At 68.1% G+C, this 16,713-nt stretch carries 15 protein-coding genes; 6 read left to right on the forward strand and 9 right to left on the reverse strand.

What is annotated here, in order from left to right:
- Window positions 1-106 precede the first annotated feature (106 nt).
- Entirely contained in the window at window positions 107-1,039 is a 933-nt protein-coding gene (locus BX604_RS19160; protein WP_098552182.1) for a DMT family transporter, read from the forward strand.
- A gap of 317 nt (window positions 1,040-1,356) precedes the next feature.
- Window positions 1,357-1,731: a COG4315 family predicted lipoprotein gene (locus BX604_RS19165; protein ID WP_098552183.1), complete on the forward strand. Its 375-nt coding sequence runs from the start codon at window positions 1,357-1,359 to the stop codon at window positions 1,729-1,731.
- A 132-nt stretch (window positions 1,732-1,863) separates the two neighbouring features.
- Here BX604_RS19165 and BX604_RS19170 read toward each other — a convergent pair whose 3' ends face one another.
- Window positions 1,864-3,381 carry a CoA-acylating methylmalonate-semialdehyde dehydrogenase gene (locus BX604_RS19170; RefSeq protein WP_098552184.1) on the reverse strand — a complete coding sequence of 506 codons (1,518 nt, stop codon included), beginning with the start codon at window positions 3,379-3,381 and terminating at the stop codon, window positions 1,864-1,866.
- Window positions 3,382-3,430: 49 nt separating this feature from the next.
- Window positions 3,431-4,789, reverse strand: coding sequence for an aspartate aminotransferase family protein (locus tag BX604_RS19175; protein ID WP_098552185.1), 1,359 nt, complete (start codon window positions 4,787-4,789; stop codon window positions 3,431-3,433).
- A gap of 105 nt (window positions 4,790-4,894) precedes the next feature.
- Here BX604_RS19175 and BX604_RS19180 point away from each other — a divergent pair, with 105 nt between their 5' ends.
- Window positions 4,895-5,860, forward strand: coding sequence for a LysR family transcriptional regulator (locus BX604_RS19180; protein ID WP_244108897.1), 966 nt, complete (start codon window positions 4,895-4,897; stop codon window positions 5,858-5,860).
- Between the two features lie 10 nt (window positions 5,861-5,870).
- Here the strand turns inward: BX604_RS19180 and BX604_RS19185 are convergent, their stop codons facing one another.
- Genes BX604_RS19185 through BX604_RS19195 form a run of 3 tightly spaced genes read right to left on the reverse strand, consistent with a single transcriptional unit; the run spans window position 5,871 to window position 7,941 of the window.
- Window positions 5,871-7,109 carry an MFS transporter gene (locus BX604_RS19185; protein ID WP_098552187.1) on the reverse strand — a complete coding sequence of 413 codons (1,239 nt, stop codon included), beginning with the start codon at window positions 7,107-7,109 and terminating at the stop codon, window positions 5,871-5,873.
- Window positions 7,106-7,435, reverse strand: coding sequence for a hypothetical protein (locus tag BX604_RS19190; RefSeq protein ID WP_098552188.1), 330 nt, complete (start codon window positions 7,433-7,435; stop codon window positions 7,106-7,108). The genes BX604_RS19185 and BX604_RS19190 overlap by 4 nt, the downstream gene beginning before the upstream one ends.
- 2 nt (window positions 7,436-7,437) lie before the next feature.
- Entirely contained in the window at window positions 7,438-7,941 is a 504-nt protein-coding gene (locus BX604_RS19195; protein ID WP_098552189.1) for a MarR family winged helix-turn-helix transcriptional regulator, read from the reverse strand.
- A 160-nt stretch (window positions 7,942-8,101) separates the two neighbouring features.
- On the opposite strand from BX604_RS19195, the gene BX604_RS19200 reads away from it, so the two are divergent.
- Window positions 8,102-8,593 (forward strand): 2,4'-dihydroxyacetophenone dioxygenase family protein, encoded by a 492-nt coding sequence (locus BX604_RS19200; RefSeq protein ID WP_098552190.1) that lies wholly within the window; start codon window positions 8,102-8,104, stop codon window positions 8,591-8,593.
- 25 nt (window positions 8,594-8,618) lie between these two features.
- Here the strand turns inward: BX604_RS19200 and BX604_RS19205 are convergent, their stop codons facing one another.
- Entirely contained in the window at window positions 8,619-9,578 is a 960-nt protein-coding gene (locus BX604_RS19205) for a GlxA family transcriptional regulator (protein ID WP_098552191.1), read from the reverse strand.
- 133 nt (window positions 9,579-9,711) lie between these two features.
- Between BX604_RS19205 and BX604_RS19210 the strand changes: the two genes are divergently transcribed.
- Together BX604_RS19210 and BX604_RS19215 are read left to right on the forward strand one after the other, a co-directional pair.
- Window positions 9,712-10,512, forward strand: coding sequence for an SDR family NAD(P)-dependent oxidoreductase (locus BX604_RS19210; RefSeq protein WP_098552192.1), 801 nt, complete (start codon window positions 9,712-9,714; stop codon window positions 10,510-10,512).
- A gap of 281 nt (window positions 10,513-10,793) precedes the next feature.
- A complete protein-coding gene (locus BX604_RS19215; protein WP_257146359.1) occupies window positions 10,794-12,572 on the forward strand; it encodes a sensor domain-containing diguanylate cyclase in 1,779 nt (592 codons plus the stop codon).
- Window positions 12,573-12,627: 55 nt separating this feature from the next.
- Here BX604_RS19215 and BX604_RS19220 read toward each other — a convergent pair whose 3' ends face one another.
- The 3 genes from BX604_RS19220 to BX604_RS19230 form a co-directional block, all read right to left on the reverse strand.
- Window positions 12,628-13,977 (reverse strand): MFS transporter, encoded by a 1,350-nt coding sequence (locus BX604_RS19220; protein WP_098552194.1) that lies wholly within the window; start codon window positions 13,975-13,977, stop codon window positions 12,628-12,630.
- A gap of 97 nt (window positions 13,978-14,074) precedes the next feature.
- Window positions 14,075-15,442: an MFS transporter gene (locus BX604_RS19225; protein ID WP_098552195.1), complete on the reverse strand. Its 1,368-nt coding sequence runs from the start codon at window positions 15,440-15,442 to the stop codon at window positions 14,075-14,077.
- 182 nt (window positions 15,443-15,624) lie between these two features.
- Complete coding sequence (locus BX604_RS19230) at window positions 15,625-16,584, reverse strand: MBL fold metallo-hydrolase (protein ID WP_098552196.1); 960 nt, start codon at window positions 16,582-16,584, stop codon at window positions 15,625-15,627.
- Window positions 16,585-16,713 lie beyond the last annotated feature (129 nt).

The raw sequence follows: 16,713 nt of genomic DNA on the forward strand, positions 1-16,713 counted from the left end.
CCTGCTGCCGTCGACGCGGCCTGAATCCGCCCGTCGCGCGGGCCGGCGCCGTTCGCCCTGCGATCGCGCCCGCATCACCGCCGTCACCTTCCGGAACACGCCGCACATGAACGCTCCCGCTTCCTCCAGCGGCCTCGTCGCCGCCCGGCCGCACGCGGCCATCTACGTGAAACTCACGCTCGTCGCATTGTTCTGGGGCGGCACGTTCATCGCCGGCCGGATCCTCGCGGGAACGATGTCCGCGACCGGCGCGGCGACGGGCCGCTTCGCGATCGCGGCGGCGCTGTTGACGGCGCTCACGTGGACATTCGAAGGCGGACTGCCTAAGCTGAGCGGCCGCCAGATCGTCACGACCTTCGCGCTCGGCGCGACCGGCATCTTCCTGTACAACGTGTGTTTCTTCGCGGCGCTCGCGCGAATGCCGGCCGGCCGCACCGCGCTGTTCGTCGCGCTGAATCCGGTCGCGACCGCCGTGCTGCTGTCGATCGTCGAAAGGGAACGCCTGTCGCTGACGCGCTGGGGCGGCATCGCGGTCGCGCTGTTCGGCGCGCTCGTCGTGATCAGCCGCGGCCAGTTGCTGCGGGTGCTGACCGATCTCGGTGATACCTTCGGCGGCGGCGAACGCACCATGCTGTGCGCGGTGCTGAGCTGGGCCACCTATACGGTGATCGGACGCCGCGCACTCGACGGGCTGTCGCCGCTGGCCGCGACCACTTACGCGACGCTGTGGGGCCTCGCGCTCCTGATCGTCGCGCACCTGTTCGGCCCGCACGCGGGCGGCAACACCCCGCTCACGTGGCAGGCCGCCGCGTCGATGCTCTATCTCGGCGCGATCGGCACCGTGGTCGCGTTCGTCTGGTATTCGCAAGGGATCCGCGAACTCGGCGCGGCGCGCGCCGCCGTGTTCACCAATCTGGTGCCGGTGTTCGGCGTGCTGCTGTCGGTCGCGCTGCTCGGCGAGCCGTTGTCGGCGTCGATGCTCGTCGGCGGCACGTTCGTGATCGCGGGCGTCGCGCTGACCAATCGCGCGCGGCGCTGACCGCGCTGACGCCACGGTGCGGGCTTCCCGAGCGGTTCGCACCGGGCCTGGAACGACGGACGCCGGATGCCGTCACCCGGCTGTAAAACCCGCGTCGTTGCGTCAGACATACGCAACGCGGATACGCCCCCGGTTCTTCTCGCAGCCCCGCCAAAAACCGCCTATGGTGAAAGAGCGCGTCCGTTTTGCCGCCATTCGACTCCGCGTCGCTCGCACCGGCGGCCACGGCGCAGCGTTCCGGCACCATTCCCCGTCATCGCGCGCACGCCCGGCCATGCACGTGACGGCGCCGCCCACCGGACTACAAGGAGGCACCCATGAAAGCCGCGCTGTTCGTCAGTTCCGCCCTGCTCGCCCTCGCATCCGTTTCGGCTTCGGCTCAAGGCTCGATCACCAAGGTCGAAAACGGCGCACTCGTCGCCGCGAACGGGATGACCGTCTATGCGTTCGACAAGGACAAGCCCAATGCCGGCACCAGCGCCTGTTCGGGCCAGTGCGAAACCTTCTGGCCGCCATACAAGGCCAGCGCGACCGACGTTCCGGTCGGGCCCTACTCGATCGTCAAGCGCGAAGACGGCAGCCCGCAATGGGCGTACAAGGGCAAGCCGCTGTACTTCTTCTCGAAGGACATGAAACAGGGCGACCGCAACGGCGACAACTTCAAGAACATGTGGCACGTGGTCGCGCCGTAAGCGCTTCGTTCCCTGCCTTGCGCGGCGGCGTAACCGCCGCACACGTGAAAAGGCCCGCCCCGATCGAAGACCGGGGCGGGCCTGTGCGTCTTCACGCCGGCTGTGTCGCAGCCGCGGCGCGCGTCGGCAATCTCAGCGGTTCGACGGGAAGCTGAACACCGTGCCTTCGCGCACGCCGGCCGACGGCCAGCGCTGCGTGATCGTCTTGCGCTTCGTGTAGAACCGCACCGCATCCGGGCCGTACGCGTGCAGATCGCCGAACAGCGAGCGCTTCCAGCCGCCGAACGAGTGATACGCGACCGGCACCGGCAGCGGCACGTTGATGCCGACCATGCCGATCTGGATGTTGTCGCTGAAGTAGCGCGCCGCTTCGCCGTCGCGCGTGAACAGGCAGGTGCCGTTGCCGTATTCGTGCGCGTCGATCAGCGCCATCGCCTCGTCGAGCGACTTCAGGCGGATCACGCCGAGCACCGGCCCGAAGATCTCGTGCTGATAGATCGGCATGCCGGGCTTCACGTTGTCGAACAGGCACGGGCCGAGGTAGTAGCCGCCGTCGTGGCCGTCGACCTTCACGCTGCGGCCGTCGACGACGAGCTTCGCGCCCGCGTCCACGCCCGCTTCGACGAAGCTCGTCACCTTCTCGAAATGCTGCTGCGTGACGAGCGGCCCCATGTCGACGCCCGCGCCGTTGCCCGGCCCGACCTTCATCTTCTCGATCTCGGCCTTCAGCCCCGCGACGACCTTGTCGCCCGTTTCGTCGCCGATCGCGACGACCAGCGGGATCGCCATGCAACGCTCGCCGCACGAACCGTACGCGGCGCCCATCAGCGCGTTCACCGCGTTGGGGATGTCGGCGTCGGGCATCACGACCGCGAAGTTCTTCGCGCCGCCGAGCGCCTGCACGCGCTTGCCATGCGCGCAGCCGGTCGAGTAGATGTATTCGGCGATCGGCGTCGAGCCGACGAAGCTCACCGCCTTCACGCGCGGGTCGGTCAGGATCGTGTCGACGGCTTCCTTGTCGCCGTTCACGACGTTCAGCACGCCCGGCGGCAGGCCGGCTTCGAGCGCGAGTTCGGCCATGCGCAGCGTCGACGACGGCGTGCGCTCGGACGGCTTCAGCACGAACGTATTGCCGCACGCGACGGCCATCGGCCACATCCACAGCGGCACCATCACCGGGAAGTTGAACGGCGTGATGCCGGAGACGACGCCCAGCGCCTGGAACTCGCTCCACGAATCGATCGCGGGGCCGACGTTCTTGCTGTGCTCGCCTTTCAGCAGTTCGGGCACGTAGGTCGCGTATTCGACGTTCTCGATCCCGCGCTGCAGTTCGCCCATCGCGTCGGCGAGCACCTTGCCGTGCTCGGCGGTGATCAGCGCGCACAGTTCTTCCGCATGCTCTTCGAGCAGCGTCTTGAAGCGGCTCATCACGCGGGCGCGCTTCAGCGGCGGCGTGTTGCGCCACGCGGGGAACGCGGCCTGCGCGGACGCGATCGCGGCTTCGACGGTCAGCTTGTCGGCGAGCGCGACGCTCTTGTGCGACTCGCCGGTGGCCGGGTCGAACACCGGCTGGACGCGGCTGCCGCCGTCGACGCGCTTGCCGTCGATCAGGTGGCCGACGGTGGAAGTCACATTGCTGTCGTGTTTCATGTGTCTGGCTCTTTCGTGAATTCGGTTATCTCGGTGAACGCGCGGCGGCTCAGTCCACTTCGTTCAGCGCGTCGGACAGCGCGTTCACGAGATTGTCGATCTCGCGCTTCTCGGCGATGAACGGCGGCGCGAGCTGGATCGTGTCGCCGCCGTAGCGCACGTAGAAGCCCTTCGCCCAGCAGCGCATCGCGATCTCGTACGGGCGCCGTGCCGGCTCGCCCGGCAGCGCCGCGATCGTCAGGCCGGCCGCCAGCCCGTAGTTGCGGATGTCCGCGATATGGCGCTGGCCCTTCAGCCCGTGCACGGCCGCTTCGAAATGCGGCGCGAGATCGCGCACGCGGTTCACCGCGTCGTCCTTCACGAGCAGGTCGAGCGCCGCGACGCCGGCCGCGCATGCGACCGGGTGCGCCGAGTACGTGTAGCCGTGCGGGAACTCGAGCATGTACTCGGGGCCGCCCGCGGCCATGAACGTGTCGTAGATTTCCTTGGTCGCGATCACGCCGCCGAGCGGCTGCACGCCGTTCGTCACCTGCTTCGCGAAGTTCATGATGTCCGGCACCACGCCGAATGCGTCGGCGCCCGTCATCGCGCCGGCACGGCCGAAGCCCGTGATGACTTCGTCGAAAATCAGCAGGATGTCGTGCGCGGTACAGATGTCGCGCAGGCGCTTCAGATAGCCCTTCGGCGGAATGACCACGCCCGCCGAGCCGGAGAACGGCTCGACGATCACGGCCGCGATGTTCGATGCGTCGTGCAGCGTGATCAGGTCGAGCAGGCGATCGGCCAGATCGGCGCCGTTCTCGGGCATCCCGCGCGAGAACTTGTTCTCGGCGAGTTGCGTGTGCGGCAGGAAATCGGCGTCGATACCCTGGCCGAACAGCTTGCGGTTCGCGCTGATCCCGCCGACCGAGATGCCGCCGAAGTTCACGCCGTGATAACCCTTCTCGCGGCCGATCAGGCGCGTTTTCGTGCCCTTGCCCTTGGCGCGCCAGTACGCACGGGCCATCTTCAGCGACGTGTCGGCCGCTTCCGAGCCCGACCCCGTGAAGAACACGTAGTCGAGGCCGGCCGGCGTCAGGTCCTTGATCTTGTTCGCCAGCTCGAACGACTTCGGATGGCCGAACTGGAATGCCGGCGCGTAGTCGAGCTGCGCGACCTGGCGGCTCACGGCTTCCGTGATTTCGGCGCGGCCGTGACCGAGGCCCGTGCACCACAGACCCGACAGGCCGTCGAAGATCTTGCGGCCTTCGCCGTCCGTGTAATACGCGTCCTTGGCCGACACGATCATGCGCGGGTCCGACTTGAACTGGCGGTTCGCCGTGAACGGCATCCAGTGGGCGTCGAGCCAGGCGGCGTCGGTGCGGAGATTCGTCTCTTCGTGCTGGTTGGCGATGGTCGTGTCGGTCATGTCGGTCGGCGCGGCGCGCCCCTCCTCCTTGTGTTGATGTTGCGCATTGTCGGGACGCCAATTAGTCTTTTGAATATCGCAATATCAATGTTCACTTGCGCAACTATGCAAGCAAAGAAACCGAAGAGTCGCGCGCTGCTCGGGCAGCTCAGCGACATGGATCTGCGGCTGCTGCGGGTCTTCAAGGGCGTCGTGCAGTGCGGCGGGATGGCGGCGGCCGAACTCGAGCTGAATATCGGCATTTCGACGATCAGCCGGCACGTGAAGGATCTCGAAACGCGCCTCGGCCTCGTGCTGTGCCGGCGCGGCCGCGCGGGCTTCACGCTGACGGCCGAGGGCCAGACCGTGTACGAGGAAACGCTGCGACTGCTCGCGTCGATGGAGGCATTTCGCAGCAGGATCGACGGCATTCACGACAAGATGGGCGGAGAATTGCACATCGCCGTGTTCGACAAGACGGCCACCAACGCGAACGCGCGGCTCGGCGACGCGATCCGCCAATTCGCCGACGAAGCGCCTGACGTCGCGCTGAACCTGCATGTCGCGTCGATCAACGAAGTCGAGCGCGGGATCATCGACGGCAGCTATCAGGTTGGGATCATTCCCGCGCACCGCAGCTCGGGCAGCCTCGTGTATTCGGAATTGTTCGACGAGCGGATGCTGCTGTACTGCGGCCGCCAGCATCCGCTGTACGACGCGCCGCACGGCAAGCTCACGTGGACGACGATCGGCAACCATGCGTTCGCCGGGCTCGGCTTCCACTCACCGAACATGGAACTGAGCCATCGCGCGAAGCTCACGCGCAGCGCGACGGCGTCGGACCAGGAATCGATTGCGACGCTGATCCTGTCCGGCCGCTACCTGGGCTTCCTGCCCGACCATTACGCGGAAAGCTTCGAAAACAAGGGGTTGATGCAGGCGATCGCACCGCACCGGTTCAACTACCGGTGCCGGTTCGTGAGCCTGCTGCGGCGCTCGCCGCGGCCGTCACGGGCGGCGCTGCTGTTCCAGTCGTGCCTCGAGGCCGCGCATGCGGCGGCGCAGCAGCCCGGCCACGACGGCGACGCGTAGCCGGGCCCGTTCACGCGTCGCCGTCGGCCTGCGCGCGTTGCCGCATCCGCATCAGGAAATAGACGGCGACGAGCGCCGCCGCGAACCCGGACGCCGCGCCGACGCCGAGCGCCCAGCGCGGACCCAGATGGTTCGCGACCCAGCCCGCGACCGGTGCGCCGATCGGCGTGCCGCCGAACGCAACCGCGAGGCGCAGCGCCATCACGCGCCCGCGCATCGCCGGCTCCGTCGACAACTGCATCAGCGCATTGGTCGACGTGGTGAAGGTCATCGCGGCGACACCGGTCAGCACGAGCGCCGCCGCGAACAGCCAGTAACCCGGTGCGATCGCGCCGAGCGTGCAGCCGACGCCGAACATCGTCGCGCCGATCCACAGATGCCGGAACAGCGGCCGTTCGCGGCGCGCCGCGAGCAGCGCGCCCGAGATCGTGCCGACCGCCATCATCGACGACAGGATCCCGAAGCCGCGCGCGTCGACGTGGAATACGCCGGCCGCCATCGTCGAGATGAACAGCGGGAAATTCAGCCCGAACGTGCCGATCAGGAACAGCATCGCGAGCGTCGCTTTCAGGTCCGGGCGCCCCCACACGTAGCGAAAGCCGTCGAGCAGACTCCCTCGCGCATGGCCGGCGCGCGCGTTTTCGCGCAACTGGTCGGCACGCAGCAGCGACAGCGACGCGAGCACCGCGACGAAGCTGGCGCCGTTGATCAGGAACGCCCAGCCGGTGCCGACCGACGCGATGATGAAGCCGGCCGCCGCGGGCCCGATCATCCGCGCCGCATTGAACGACGTCGAATTGAGCGCGACGGCGTTCGCAAGCTCGCGGTCGCCGACCAGTTCCGCGACGAAGGTTTGCCGCACCGGCGCATCGAACGCCGATGCGCAGCCGAACAGGAACGCGAACAGATAGACGTGCCACAGCTGCACGACGCCCGTGACCGTCAGCAGCCCCAGCGCGAGTGCAAGGCCGCCCATCAGCGCCTGGGTCGTCATCAGCAGCCGGCGCTGGTTGAAGCGGTCGGCCGCATAGCCCGTCCACGGCAGCAGCAGGAGCTGCGGGCCGAACTGCAGCGACATCACGATGCCGACCGCCGACGCGTCGTGGTGCGTGAGCTGCGTGAGCACGAGCCAGTCCTGCGCGGTGCGCTGGATCCACGTGCCGACGTTGGACACCAGCGCGCCGGCTGCCCAGACCCGGTAGTTGAAGCTGCGCAGCGAGCGGAACACGCCCGCGGCCGGCACGCTCATGGCCGCTCCGGGGCATTGCCGCCGTGCAGCGCGCCGAAGTGCCGCGCGAGAAACAGGCCGATCGCCAGCACGCCGAGGCCGAGCGAGGCCGCGTCGGCCGTGCGCATCAGGTCGAAACGGCCGATCCGGCCAAGCAGCGCATAACCGATCGCGAGATTGACGACGCCCCACACGACGTTCACGGTGGACGACGACAGGCCGCGGCCGGGCGGCTTCGCGAACGGCGTCTGGAACGGCTCGCCGCGCAGCCCGCTGACGAGATGCGGAACGGCGTTCGCCAGAAAGGCGCCGCCGAAAAAGCAGCACACGAGATGCAGGATGTTCATGGTCAGGCGCTCCTCCCGCCGGGCAGGTCGATCGGGTGCACGGGCGCGCCGTCGTGGAATTCCGCGAGCCGCTGCAGCAATTGCACAGCCGCCGCGAGTTCGGCCTGCTCGTGGGTCGACAACTGCGCGTGCAGCGCGCGGAACAGCCAGTCGTCCTTGGCCGCACGGTTGGCCTGCAGCCGGTTGCGGAACGCGGGCGTGAGCGCGATCAGCGTCTGCCGGCCGTCGGTCGGATCGGGCGCGCCGCTGACGGCGCCCATCGACTCCAGCGTCGCCACCGTCATGCGCATCGACTGCGGCCGCACGCTTTCGGCTCGCGCGAGCGCGGACACGGTCGCCGCGCCGTCGCGGTCGAGGCGCAGCAGGACCGATTTCTGCGACGACGTCAGATCGTTCGGGTGGGTCTGCTCGCGCATCCGCCGCATCAGCTTGCTGACGGAGATGCGGAGTTCGCCGGCGAGCCCGGCCAGATGCAGCGCGTCGGGGGGCAAGGATGGTGTGTTCATAAATTCAAGATAGCATATATACAGCAAAACTGTACAGTTAGACTGTATATATGCCACCCGGGACGACGCGTGATGGATCAATCGGCGCTCCGCCCCCGTTCTTCGGTCCGATGCGGCTCTGCGATAATGCGGGCTTCTCGTTCCCGCACCGCCTTCCGCCATGACGCAGCCGCCCGCCCCGCTTCCCACCGACCTGCCGCCGATTTCGTGCCTGCCCGGCGACGCGTTGCCGTGGCTGCCGATGAGCGCGGACCTGCCGGGGCTCGCGATCAAGTATCTGCACATCAATGCGGCCGAAGATACGCTGACCGCGCTGCTGAAGATGCCGGCCGGCGGCACGCTGCCGCGCCACCGTCACGACGGCGAGGTGTTCGTCCATACGTTGCAGGGGGCGTGGCGCTACCTCGAATACGACTGGATCGCGCAGGCCGGCTCGACGGTGCTCGAACCGGCCGGGTCGGTTCACACGCCGGAAACGCTCGGTGCGCCCGGCGAAGACGTGATCACGCTCAACGTGATGCGTGGCGATCTGGTGCTGCTCGACGACGACGGCCGCGAGACCGCGCGCGAGAACTGCCGCGTCGCGCTGCTGCGCCAGCGCAAGCATGCGCGCACGGCGCCGAACGACGCGGCGCCGTTCGTCACGCGCTGAGCAACCCGTATCGAGCGAGGGCCCTTCAGGCCATCTCGCGTTCGTCCGCCCGTGCGCTGCGCCGAATCGCCTGCGGCGGCACGCCGAAGCCGCGCATGAATGCGTCGCGCAAATGGCGCCGGTCGCGAAAGCCGGTCTCCTTCGCGATCACGTCGAGCGGATGCCGGCTCTGCTCGATCATCAGCCGCGCCGCCTCGAGCCGCAGCCGCTCGATCGCCTTCGCCGGCGACTGCCCCGTTTCCAGCGTGAACACGCGGCTGAACTGACGCGGGCTCAGGTGCACGGCGTCGGCCAGTTCGTCGACGGTCAGCGCGCGGCCGAGGTTCTGCCGCGCATAGTTCAGCGCGCTCTGGATCCGGTCGGATTTCGGCGCGAGATCGAGCATTTCCGAGTGCTGCGACTGTCCGCCCGCACGCCGCTGATGCATCACGAGCTTGTGCGCGACCGAGCGCGCGGCCTCCGCGCCGAGATCCTTTTCCACCATCGCGAGCGCGAGATCGAGGCCGGCCGTCATCCCGGCCGACGTCCAGACCGGCCCGTCGACGATATAGATCCGGTCTTCCTCGACCCGAATGTCCGGGTAGTGCTTCTGCATGTCGCGGCCGTACGCCCAGTGCGTCGTCGCGCGGCGTTGCGCGAGCAGCCCGGCCTCGGCGAGCACGAACGCGCCCGTGCAAATGCCGGCGATCCGCCGTGCACGCATGTTCGCGCCGCGCAGGAACGCGACGACGCCGGCCGGCGGCGGCAACGCGAGCGGATCGTTGACGCCCGCGACGATCCACGTATCGACGTCGAGCGGCCCGCGCAGCGGCTGCGTGGCGACCGGCAGCCCGAGCGACGAGCGCACGTCGCCGCCGTCGACGGAGTAATTGGCCATCACGTAGAACGGTTCGCCCGTGCCCATGTTCGCGTACTCGAACACCGACTGCGCGGCGAGCGCCATGATCTGGAAGCCGTCGCTGATCAGAAAGCCGATTCGGTGCATGAGAATCTCCGGTGCCGGGCGTGGCGGTCGGGCCCGATGTCCGAAATCATACCCATCTACGTCATTTGTGTCGCAGCGCTTCGACGCCAGAATGGCTTCACGCCTTCACCCTTTTTCGAAACGGAGCGACATCATGACTCAAGCACATCGCGGTACCGCCGTCATTACCGGTGCATCGTCCGGCATCGGCGCGATCTACGCCGAGCGCCTCGCGCGCCGCGGCTACGACCTGATTCTGGTCGCGCGCAATCGCGACCGGCTGATCGCCCTCGCCGAGCGCATCACCAACGACACGCAGCGCAACGTCGAGATCGTCGGTGCGGACCTCAACGACCGCGCGGCGCTCGCCGCCGTCGAGGCGAAGCTCAGGCAGGACGCGAGCATCACGCTGCTCGTGAACAATGCGGGCGTCGGCACGCACGCGCCGCTGCTCGACAGCGACGTCGACGCGATGACGCGGATGATCGACCTGAACGTGACCGCTCTCACGCGCCTGACCTATGCGGCGGTGCCCGGCTTCGTCGCGCGCGGCCACGGCGCGGTGATCAATATCTCGTCGATCGTCGCGCTGTCGCCGGAAACGCTCAACGGCGTCTACGGCGGCAGCAAGGCGTTCGTGCTCGCGTTCAGCCAGTCGCTGCATCACGAACTTGCCGACCACGGCGTGCAGGTGCAGGCCGTGCTGCCCGGCGCGACGGCGACCGACTTCTGGCAAACCGGCGGACTGCCGCTCGAGCACCTGCCGAAGGAAATCGTCATGTCGGCGTCCGACCTGGTCGACGCCGCGCTGGTCGGCTTCGATCGCGGCGAACTCGTGACGATTCCGTCGTTGCATGCGGTCGGCGAATGGGATGCGTACGAAGCCGCACGCCGCACGATGGCACCGCACCTGTCGACGGATGCGCCGGCGCCGCGCTACGCGGCCGCGCGCTAGCCGGGCGGTATCGGCCTCGCGCCCGGGCCGCACCGGGCGCGGCGCTTTCGATTCGAATGGCGTCGATGGCACGCGGGCTGCGAGCCGGGAACCACGAGCCGCCGCTGCCGCGAAGCCCGCACGTCACCGCGTTTCGCCCCATCCCCGGCGCGTTCCGACCCGCTTGCCATGCCCTCCCCGCAACAGTAATCTCTACGATTGCAGTTTCCGGAGCTGCGCTCCGGCATTCGTCCGATCATCGGCGCTATCGACCGTTGCGAAATTCGACCATGCGGTTCCGTATGTTCACCACCGGGGCCGGCGACACGCCTGGCCCCTCCTGCGTGCCCGCCGACAGCCGGCCCGCGTTTGCGCCGTTGCCCGAGCTGGAAATCGTGTGCCGGATCGCACGTGCGCAGGTCGGCACGGCCGGCGCGCTGGTCGTGCATGGCGAAGCCGGCGCGCAATGCGTGCTCGCGTTCGACGGAACGCTGCCCGCGTCGCTGCCGCCCGTGTTGTTCCCGCCGCAGGTCGCCCGCGCGTCGTCTATCGGCAGACGATTCATCGCGCTCAACGCGAGCGCGCGTGCACGTCACGCACCGCACATCGCCGCAGCCTGCGAACTGATTGCGCCGGAAGGCACGAGCCTCGGCGCGCTGTGCGTCGTGAGCGACGGCGACTTCACGCTCGACATCGCGCAACGCACCTTCCTGGACGATCTGGCCACGCTGGCCGAACGGGCAATCGGCCGCGCCATCGCGGAAGCCGCGCTGCAGGAACGGCTCGGCGCGATCGAGGAACACAGCGCGCTGACCACGCTGGCGCTGACGGAAAGCGGCACCGGCGTCTGGGATCGCAACGTGGAAACCGGCGAAATCCATTACTCGGCGGCGTGGAAGGCGCTGCTCGGCTATGCGCCGCACGAGCTGACCAGCCGCATCGAGGACGCGTACGAGCGGCTGCACCCGGACGACGTCGACGACGTGAAAGCCACGATGCTCGCGCACTTCGAAAGCCGGACCGACAGCTACGCGGTCGAGCACCGCATCCGCTGCAAGGACGGCTCGTACAAATGGATCTGCAGCCGCGGCAAGGTCATCGCGCGCGACGACAACGGCCGCGCGCTGCGCATGGTCGGCACGACCACCGACATCACCGCGCTGCGCGAGCTCGCCGGCCGGCTGCGCGATTCCGCCACGCTGGTCACAAACCTGACCGACCAGGTGCCGGGCCTCGTGTTCCAGCTACGCCAGGCGGCCGACGGCCGCCGCTTCTTTTCGTATGCGAGCGCCGGCGTGCGCGACATCTACGAGCTGAGGCCCGAACAGGTCGCGCGCGACGCGGATGCCGTCGAAACCCGGATCCATCCGGCCGATCTGGCCGCGTACCGCCAATCGCTGCAAGCGTCGGCGGAGCGGCTGACGCCGTGGCGGCTCGAATATCGGGTGATGCTGCCGGACCAGGGCCTGCGCTGGCGCGAAGGCGATGCGCGCCCGCAACGCACGCCCGACGGCGGCACGGTGTGGCACGGCTTCATCACCGACGCGACGGAGCGCAAGCACATCGAGGCCGAGCTGCACCGGATGGCGACGACCGATCATCTGACCCAGCTGTCGAACCGCCACGCGTTCATGCGGGAAAGCGAGGCCGCGTTGCGCGCCGTGCGCGCGACCGGCCAGGACGCCGCGGTACTGATGCTCGATCTCGACCACTTCAAGGCGCTGAACGACCGCTGGGGCCATCCGCTCGGCGACCGCGCGCTCCGCCATTTCGCGCGGCTGCTGCTCGCGGAGATCGGGCCGAACGGCATCGTCGGGCGCATCGGCGGCGAGGAATTCGCGATCGTGCTGCCGCGCTCGGGGGTCGACGCGGCGTTCGCGCTCGCGCTGCGCGTGCAGCAGCGCGCGGCCGACACGCGGCTCATGCACGAGGATCAGCGCGTCGCGCTGACGGTCAGCATCGGTATCGATGCGATGCGGATGTCCGACTTCGGCGCGTACCAGTCGCTGTCGCGTGCCGACAAGGCGCTGTATGTCGCGAAGGAACACGGCCGAAACCGGATCGAGGTCTATCGGGCGTAACCCGCGCGCCGCCGTTCGCGCGGCCCACCGATGGGTCACGCCGTCGATCACGCGCTCAACGCGGCGATTGCGCCGCCTCGCGCGGCGTGGCGCGCACGCCCAGCAGCATCGCGACTGCACACGCGGCCAGCAGCGCGGCGATCATCAGCATCGCCGGATCCATGCCGCCGGTTCGCGTGCGGATCACCCCGACGATCCACGGCGTGATCATCCCGCTCGACACGCCGATACTGCTGATCAGCGCGATCCCGCCAGCCGCGCCGGCACCCGCGAAATACGCGGACGGCACGGCCCAGAACACCGGATGCGCGGCGAAGATCAGCATCGCCGCGATCGACAGCAGCGCCATCATCGCGACGATGCTCGACAGATGCAGCGTCAGCAACGCAAGCGCCACCGCGCCGCCGAATGCGCACGCGGCGAAATGCCAGCGCCGTTCGCGCTTGCGGTCCGAACGCCGCGCGATCGCGATCAGGCCGGCCGCGCCGACCGCGTTCGGCACGATCGACAGCAGGCTGATCTGCACGACGTCGTGAATCCCGAATTCGCGGATCATCAACGGCATCCAGAACAGCAGCATCAGCAGCGCGGTCGTCAGCGAGAAATAGATGAACGCGAACAGATAGGTGCGCGGCTCGGCCAGCGCCTGCCGCAACGAGCCAGCGACGTGCGCGGGCGCGCCGGCGCGATCGGCGGCGAGGTCGGCCGCGAGCCGTTGCCGGTCGTCGTCGGACAGCCAGCGCGCGTGCTCGGGACGGTCGCACAGCCAGAACCACGCGATCACGCCGAGCAGGATCGCGGGCGCGCCTTCGATCGCGAACATCCATTGCCAGCCGTGCAGACCGAGCACGCCGGACATCCCGCGCATCAGCCAGCCAGACAACAGCCCGCCGATCATCCCGGCCACCGCGACGCCCGCATAGAAGATCGACAGCACCGACGCGCGCCGGCGCGCCGGATACCAGTACGTCAGGTAGAACACGACACCGGGAAAGAAACCGGCTTCGAACAGCCCGAGCAGGAACCGCAGCACGTAGAAATGCTTCGCGCTGTCGACCGTGATCATCGCGACCGACACCGCGCCCCACAGGAACATGATCCGCGCGAACGTGCGGCGCGCGCCGAAGCGGCGCAGCAGCGCGTTGCTCGGCACCTCGAACAGCACGTAGCCGACGAAGAACAGCACTGCGCCGAGGCTGTACATCGCGTCGGTCAGGCCGAGATCCTGGCGCATCTGCAACTGCGCGAAGCCGATGTTGCTGCGGTCGAGAATCGACACGATGTAGCAGATGAACAGGAACGGCACGATCCGCATGCCGATGCGGCGATACAGCGCGTCGTTGTCCGATGCGCGGGAACCGGGCGCGACCGCTTGCGCGGCGTCCGCTTGAAGCTGGGCTGACATCAATCGTCTCCTCGATGGATGCGAATGCTGGGTACGAATGCGGGCCGCAAGATCGAACGCCGGTCGCCGCCGCCCGCCGGCAGCGACCGGCCGCGGGTCAGGCGCGTGACGCGGGTTCGCCCTTCACGCCGAGCATCAGCGCGGCGCCGCTCAGCGCGAGCAGCGCGGCAAGCAGGTACACCGCGAAATCCATGCTGCCGGTGCGCGTACGGATCATCCCGATCACCCACGGGCTGACGATGCCGCTCGTGATCCCGATGCTGCTGATCAGTGCGATCCCGGCCGCGGCCGCGTTGCCCGACAGGTAGCGGGTCGGCACGGCCCAGAAGATCGGCAGCGCGGCGAAGATCAGCGTCGCCGCGATCGACAGGCACGCGAGCATCGCCGCGAAGCTGTGCAGAGGCAGCGTCAATCCCGCGAGCGCGAGCCCGCCGCCGATCGTGCAGCACGCGAAGTGCTTGCGGCGCTCGCCGGTGCGATCCGAATGGCGCGCGATCAGGATCAGGCCCACCGCGCCGACCGCGTTCGGCACGACCGTGTACAGGCTCACGGCCACGACGTCGGTCACGCCGAAGTCGCGGATCATCAGCGGCATCCAGAAATTGAGCGTCAGCGACGCGCAGGTCAGCGCGAAATAGATGAACGCGAACAGGTAGACACGCGGGTTCGCGAGCGCGGCCGCCACGCTGCGTGCGTCGTGCGCACCACGCGCGGTGCCGTGCGTGCGGCTGTCCGCGCACAGGGCGGCCACCCGCGCCTTTTCGTCGGACGTGAGCCATGCGGCGTCCTGCGGCCGGTCGACCAGATACGTGAACGCGAAGAACGCGAGCACGATGGCCGGCGCACCTTCGATCGCGAACATCCACTGCCAGCCGTGCAGCCCGAACACGCCGCTCATGTCGCGCATGATCCAGCCCGACATCAGGCCGCCGAGCACGCCGGCGACCGCGACGCCCGCAAAGAACACCGAGATCGCCGCCGCGCGCCGGTTCGCGGGGAACCAGTAGGTCAGGTACAGCACGATGCCGGGGAAGAAGCCGGCCTCGAACACGCCGAGCATGAAGCGCAGCACGTAGAAATGCGACGGCTGCGACACGAACATCATGCCGGTCGACGCGAGGCCCCACAGCAGCATGATCCGCGTGAACGTGCGGCGCGCGCCGAAGCGGGCGAGCAACATGTTGCTCGGCACTTCGCAGAACACGTAGCCGACGTAGAACACCGCGGCGCCGAGGCCGTACATCGCATCGCTGAAGCCGAGATCGTGCTTCATCTGCAATTGCGCGAAGCCGATGTTGATGCGGTCGAGGAACGACACGACGTAGCAGAGGAACAGGAACGGCACGATCCGCCACGCGATCTTGCGGAACAGCAGCGCGTCGCTGGATTCGGACTCGTGTGCGGAAGTCGACGCCGCCGCACTCGCGTGCGCGATCGTCGCTTCGGCGGGAAGCGATTGGGGCATGTCTCTCTCCAAACGGGCCGCGCGAATCGAGCGCGCAGCAGTCTCCGAGGGCGTGCATGCGCCCTGCTTTCTTGTGAGATCGGAAATCGGCGCCGTGGGCGGCGGCGCAACGCCGCCGCCGTTCACGGGCCGTCAGGAAAACGGCGGGACGTCCACCCGGACGCCCCGCCGTCACGACCCGCTCAGTCCTGCAGCGCGGCCCACATTTCCTTGTCGCGCTGCGCGGTCCAGATGCGCGGATGCGTGATGCCGCTCGCCTCGTCGAACGCGCGCGACACGTCGAACGGCAGGCAGTGTTCGTAGATGAACACGTGGCCGAACTTCGGGTCCATCGCTTCGCGCGTGAGCGCCATCGACGCCTTCAGGTCGAGCTTGCGCTCCACCGCCTTGCGGCCCTGCGCGAGCAGCGTCGTCACGAAGTCCTTCGTGTAGTCGAGGCCCTTGTTCACGTCGGCCGGATTCAGCAGCGCGGGGCCGCGGCCCGGCACGAGCTTCTCGGCGCCCAGCGCGCGCAGCGCCTCGAGCGTGGTCGGCCATTGTTCGAGCTGCGCGTCGCCGCAATAGCAGGCCGCGTCGTATTCGACGAGGTCGCCCGAGAACAGCACCTTTTGCGACGGCAGCCAGACGATCGTGTCGCCCTTCGTGTGGCCCGAGCCGACGTGCATGATCTTCACTTCGAGCTTGCCGAGGAACAGCGTGATCTCGCGCTCGAACACGAGCGTCGGCCACGTGAGGCCCGGCACCGTCTCGACGCCCGCGAACAGGCGCGGGAAGCGTTCGATCTCCGACTTCATGTCGGCCTCGCCGCGCTCGACGATCATTTCGTACGTGCCGCGGCTCGCGATCACCTGCTGCGCGCCTTCGTCGAAATACGCCGATGCGCCGAGCACGCGCACCGCGTGGTAGTGCGACAGCACCACGTGCTTGATCGGCTTGTCCGTCACGCTGCGGATCTTCGCGATCAGGTCCTGCGCCATCGCGGGCGTCGCGGTCGTGTCGACGATCAGCACGCTGTCGTCGCCGATGATCACGCCCGAGTTCGGGTCGCCTTCGGCGGTGTACGCGTATGCGTTCTCGGACAGCTTCGTCCAGGTGACCTTCTTCTCTTCCAGATCGGCTTGGGATGCGAATGCTTTGGCCATGTGGCGTTCCGTGGCTGCGAGCCATGTGTTGAGGGGAGTGAGCGGATCATCGTACCGCGCCAAATATTTGTCAATGGCAAATCCGCTTGCTATTGTTTAATACGGGTAAACGTGTGGGCTGGTGCAGGA

It is taken from the genome of Burkholderia sp. JKS000303 (genome assembly GCF_002563755.1).
GTDB lineage: Bacteria > Pseudomonadota > Gammaproteobacteria > Burkholderiales > Burkholderiaceae > Burkholderia > Burkholderia anthina_B.